Here is a 5,856-nt window from a genome sequence, read left to right as displayed (position 1 = left end):
GAAATAATAGCGGTCAATCCTTCACGGAAGTCATCACCCGAAATTTCAAATTTTAATTTTTCTAATAATCCCGAAGCATCCGCATATTTTTTCAACGTACGAGTTAAACCCATACGGAAACCTTGCAAGTGCGTTCCTCCTTCGTGTGTGTTGATATTGTTTACATAAGAAAATATATTCTCAGCATAACTATCATTATAAATTAATGCTACCTCAACCGGAATTTCGCCCTTTTCATGTTCCATGCTAATCACATGGCTAATGATTGGTACACGATTGCCATCAAGGAAACGAACGAATTCTTTCAATCCTTCTTTTGAATGAAAAACTTCACCTTCAAAATCGCCGTTTTCTTTTGTATGCCTTCTATCAGTTAGCGTAATCGTAATTCCTTTATTCAAAAAAGAAAGTTCACGCATACGAGCTGCTATGGTATCATAGGAATACTCTAATGTTTGTGTGAAAATAGTTGCATCAGGTTTAAATGTAACCATCGTTCCTCTTTTGGTTGTTTCACCAATTTGTTTAACCGGATACATTGATTTTCCTTTTTCGTACTCTTGCTCATATATTTTCCCATCGCGGTAAACAGTTGCACGCAAATGGTCAGAAAGTGCATTTACACACGAAACTCCTACACCATGCAATCCACCAGAAACTTTATAGGAATCTTTGTCAAATTTTCCTCCGGCACCAATTTTGGTCATTACTACTTCCAAAGCGGACACACCTTCTTTTTTGTGCATGTCTACCGGAATTCCACGACCGTTATCTTCAACGGTAATTGAATTGTCTTCATTAATTATTACACCAATCGTGTCGCAATGTCCAGCTAATGCCTCATCGATAGAGTTGTCAACTACTTCATAAACCAAGTGGTGCAAACCTCTAACTCCAGTATCTCCAATATACATGGAAGGACGCATTCTTACATGCTCCATTCCTTCTAATGCCTGAATACTATCGGCTGAATAACTGTTCTTTTTAATCTCGTCGCTCATATTATTTTAGGGTAAAAAATCTATTTTTTGTCTAACACGCAAATATAACAAAACACATAGGATTTCCTATTCCAAATCGAGTTTAAAACCTTTAAGTTATTAACAAAAAAGTGTCGATTACAATGTCAAAAATCAATGTCAAAAATCAATTACAATGATAATTTCAACTAAGAACAATTAAAAAGGATAGAAAAAACAAATTTTCAAAACAAACAATTTCATGTAGTCCTGAAAATTTGAGAAGGAAAAACTTTAGCTAAATAATTTATTGATTAACTATTGACATTGAATTTTGAATTTGATTTTGATTTTTGAAATTGCTATTGTTATTTCACATAGGCATCATCATGCACATTCGCCACGGCTCTACCCGATGGATCATTCATATTTTTAAACGCTTCATCCCATTCTAAGGCAATTTTAGTACTACAAGCGACACTCGCTTCTTGTGGTACACATAATGCAGCCGCATCGCTTGGGAAATGTTCGTTAAAAATAGAACGATAATAATATTCTTCTTTGGATGTTGGCGTTTGCAACGGAAACTTGTATTTGGCATTGGCTAATTGCTCATCCGAAATTTCAGCAGCAACGGTAGCTTTCAACGTATCAATCCAACTATAACCTACACCATCACTAAATTGTTCTTTTTGTCTCCAAGCCACACTTTCGGGAAGCATGTCTTCAAATGCTTTGCGCAAAACCCATTTTTCCATTGGATGTTCTGGATTAATCATTTTGTCTTGTGGATTTACTCGCATTGCGACATCCATAAATTCTTTGTCTAGAAATGGTACACGACCTTCAATTCCCCATGCGGCCAAACTTTTATTAGCACGCAAACAATCATACATGTGTAATTTGCTCAATTTACGAACCGTTTCTTCATGGAATTCTCGAGCATTGGGTGCTTTATGGAAATACAAATAACCTCCAAACAATTCGTCTGAACCTTCTCCTGAAAGCACCATTTTTATTCCCATCGATTTAATAACTCTTGCCATTAACCACATGGGTGTGGATGCTCTTATGGTAGTCACATCATAGGTTTCAAGATTGTAAATCACATCACGAATAGCATCTAATCCTTCTTGAATGGTAAATTTAATTTCATGGTGAATGGTGCCAATATAATCAGCAACAACTTTTGCTGCCGCTAAATCGGGTGAACCTTCTAATCCCACTGCAAAAGAGTGCAATTGTGGATACCACGCTTCTTGTGTGTCACCCGACTCAATTCTTTTTTGGGCATATTTTTTGGCTATAGCCGAAGTAATGGATGAATCCAATCCGCCAGAAAGTAACACGCCATAAGGAACATCACTCATCAACTGACGGTGAACCGCTGCTTCCAAAGCTACTTTTATTTCATTAATATTGGTTTTATTGTCTTTTACATTATCATAATCTGTCCATTCTCTCTTGTACCATTGTACAAATTCGCCGTCCTTACTGGTCATATAATGTCCTGGAGGAAATAATTGGATTTTGGTGCAATACCCTTCCAACGCTTTCAATTCGGAAGCTACATAAAACGTTCCATGTTGATCCCAACCGATGTATAATGGTATAATTCCCATATGGTCTCGAGCTACAAAATACTCGTCTTTATCGACATCATAAATAGCAAATCCGAAAATTCCGTTCATTTCATCAATAAAATGAACGCCTTTTTCTTTGTATAAGGCAAGGATAACTTCGCAATCACTTTCGGTTTGAAATTGGTATTTCCCTTCAAATTGTTTGCGTAATGATCTATGATTGTAGATTTCGCCATTAGCTGCCAAAACTAATTTTCCATCTTGACTAAACAATGGTTGTTTTCCCGAAGCTGGGTCAACAATAGCCAAGCGTTCGTGAGCCATAATGGCTTTATCATTACTGAAAATCCCACTCCAATCGGGACCGCGATGACGGATGATTTTGGCCATTTCCAACACTTGTGGTCTTAAAACTTCTGCTTTTTGTTTTAAATCGAAAGCGCATACAATTCCGCACATATTTTTTTTAGTATATTTTCCCTTCGACTGCGCTCAGGGTGACATTAATTTAATAGGGCAAAGATGGAATAATAGTTATAAATTAAAAATATAATCACTAAATTAATTATAATTTATAACTAAAAAATAAAATAATATTAATTTATGAAATTTAAAAAATAGGAAAACAAAGTTTTGAGTTAGAAAGTGTAAAAAAGGCTATCCGAAGACAGCCCTTTACTATTTTAATTTAAAACTATTTTAGAAGCAACATAATCGGGTAATTTGGAAATTGAAATTTTGAGTCTTTCTATATTTTGTTTTTGCTGAAATTCATTTGGCAGGTAATTGTTGTAATTCCTGAATAAGAAGTAAATCAGTAATCTATTGTAGATATCCAAGTCGTTATCTTCAATCATTGCCAAAGATTTATTTTCAAAGTCAATTTGATTCTTGCTTTCTGACAAAGCTCTTCCCAAACGACTTATGCTTCCGTAATAATGATTTTCAGCTGCGTTATTTACCCTTAAAGAAATTCCAAAAAGCAAATCGAGCACATTGATATTCAAATCTTCTATTTCTCTAATGTAAGTGCTTCTTCCTTGTTGCGCCCAACCACCGTCACTAACCCTGTCAAAGCGATCATTCATAATGTTAAGATGAGATTGCAAAAAGATTTCCCATTTCGTAGTTTCAGCAGAAAGCAAAGCAATATTCAAGGCATGTATTCGCGGGCTATCGTCCATACTGCAACCACCAACAACCCTTCTATTTCTTTTCAACTCGAGCTCGGCATCCTTTGAAATATATAATCCAACATATTCTTCAAACTGATCATTAGAAGACTTATTTTCTTTAGATTCAGTATAAGCTTCCATTAGTTTGGTCATAAAACTTGAATCATTATTCTTTAGTGAGTCTATACGGCTAAGTCGTTTCTCTTGCCAAGCATTCATTTTATCCTGAAAAACTTCGAATTCTTTTTCAATAATAACCCTTTTTCTGTTACTTTCTTCTCTTTTCTTTTTACTCAATTTTTTATTGGGTTTATCAAAATCGATAGTATCCATACCTATCAAAACATCAAACTTCTCGGGCTCAAATTCTGGTCGCTTCAATACCTGATCAACATATTGAATAAATACTCTGGCTTTTGTTAATGTATCACTATAATAACGAACACCAGAATTTTTAGCTTTATTAGTAAATACTGTAGCAGTTGTATCAATTAAACAATCCGAATATTGAATTAAACGGGAATATTTCTCCGGCAATTCAAGCGATTCGAAAGGTTTTAAAATATAGTAAGCTTGAATATCTTCATCAGAATATTTAGTTTTTTCATTATAATTATAAATCCAATTGCCATGAATTACCTCAGATTCGTTTTTATTTTCAAATGAAAGACTGAAGTTACTGTTTTCAGATAATTCCATATTGAAAAATTCCAGTTCGTTTTCATCGCGGTAATTTTTATAAGTAGTGGCGATTAGAACTAATTTTTCAACAACTTTGGCCTTAGGATATTTTTTAACGAATTCATCAAAACTGATATTCATATCAATATCTGCTTTAGCTTCCTTTACTTGCTTTACTTCTAATGAAATGTGATGCGCAATTGTCTGTCGATTTGAATAAAATTTTTTATTCACATCACAAACCTTAAACTTCAAATTGAGGGAATCTACAATGTGCTTTAACTTGCCCATCGCAACATCGGAATAAATTAATCCGTTATCATACTGTTTAAACTCAGGATTCTGTGCTTTTATCTGGCCAACAACCAGCATAAAAACGAGGATTAGATTGGTTTTCATAATATACTATTTTAGGGTTAGACTTACTCAACAAAGGCAATCTTATAGTTCTTACCCTGGAGTTCAAATTCAAACCCAACTTCTTTCCCCATCAGCTTGCTTCCCAAAGGTGATTGAGGTGAAACAGCAAAAATGGTTTTGTCGTTAAGAATGATTTTAGGCAATGCTGTTGAAATAAAAAGCATCATTTCATTTACAGTAACCAAACTTCCTAAGGCAATAACTTTGTGAGTAATAGTTTCATCAATAGTATTTAGTATTTTATTTTGTTCTAATACTTCTTTAAGCTTATAATTCAATTTTTCTTGCTCGATATGCATCATCGATAAAGCGGTTTCGTGCTTATCACCCGCCGAACCTTTGGCATCGTTTTGTGCATCTTCTGTCAATCCTGAAATCATGTCTTGAAAAACATCGATTCGGTCTTGAAGAAGTTGCTTGTATCGATTGAGAATTTGTTGTTTTATAGTCATATTGTAATTTAACCACTAAGCTCACTAAGAAGGCACAAGGTTCACAAAGAAATAGTGCGCTTGGTGCAAAACTTCGTGTGCTTCGTGGTTAGAAAAATTAAAAATCAAATTTATAACTCGCGCCAGCCAATACTTGAATTCCTTGCACCGGATAATTTAACCAGCGTTGGTAATTTTGATTGGCTAAATTGTTTCCCTTGAGGAAAAAAGTCATGCGCTCGCTGTACTTGTATCCAACATGGGCATTCAAATCGAAATAGCTTTTTAAAGTTACATTCTCAATTGGATAATCAATTAAAATAGAACTTCGGATAAACTGGTCTTCCCTTTGACCTACAAAAAACAAACTCATCCCCGAATACCATTTTGGAGTAATGTCTACGTCGAGATTAGCTCCTAATTTTATAGCAGGTAAATTCCATGCTTCCCTTTGAACATCCATCGAATAACTACTGAAAGTTCCGTTGACACCAAAAGAAACATTTTTAGAAAATTCAGCTTTCAATTCGCCGAAAAAACTAATGGTTTTGACATTGTCATAAACCACATCAAAGGAATTTCCATAGGCATAACCTTCTAAATTTGC

Annotated in this window: 4 protein-coding genes and 1 pseudogene; all 5 read right to left on the bottom strand. The window is 34.7% G+C overall.

Going from position 1 to position 5,856, the window contains the following annotated elements; genetic code table 11:
• On the bottom strand, positions 1-1,001 hold a 1,001-nt coding region (locus ACK5ON_RS11095; protein WP_409822403.1), incomplete at its 3' end, for an ATP-binding protein.
• A gap of 326 nt (positions 1,002-1,327) precedes the next feature.
• Positions 1,328-3,001: an asparagine synthase B gene (gene asnB, locus ACK5ON_RS11090; RefSeq protein ID WP_409822401.1), complete on the bottom strand. Its 1,674-nt coding sequence runs from the start codon at positions 2,999-3,001 to the stop codon at positions 1,328-1,330.
• Between the two features lie 224 nt (positions 3,002-3,225).
• A complete protein-coding gene (locus ACK5ON_RS11085; protein WP_409822399.1) occupies positions 3,226-4,797 on the bottom strand; it encodes a hypothetical protein in 1,572 nt (523 codons plus the stop codon).
• A 23-nt stretch (positions 4,798-4,820) separates the two neighbouring features.
• On the bottom strand, positions 4,821-5,270 hold the full coding sequence (locus tag ACK5ON_RS11080; protein ID WP_396173684.1) for a hypothetical protein: 450 nt from the start codon (positions 5,268-5,270) through the stop codon (positions 4,821-4,823).
• A 97-nt stretch (positions 5,271-5,367) separates the two neighbouring features.
• Positions 5,368-5,856: pseudogene (locus ACK5ON_RS11075) on the bottom strand (TonB-dependent receptor); the annotation flags it as partial.

This window comes from Flavobacterium sp. (assembly GCF_046317795.1).
Lineage (GTDB): Bacteria > Bacteroidota > Bacteroidia > Flavobacteriales > Flavobacteriaceae > Flavobacterium.
This window is presented reverse-complemented; position numbering and strand designations above follow the sequence as displayed.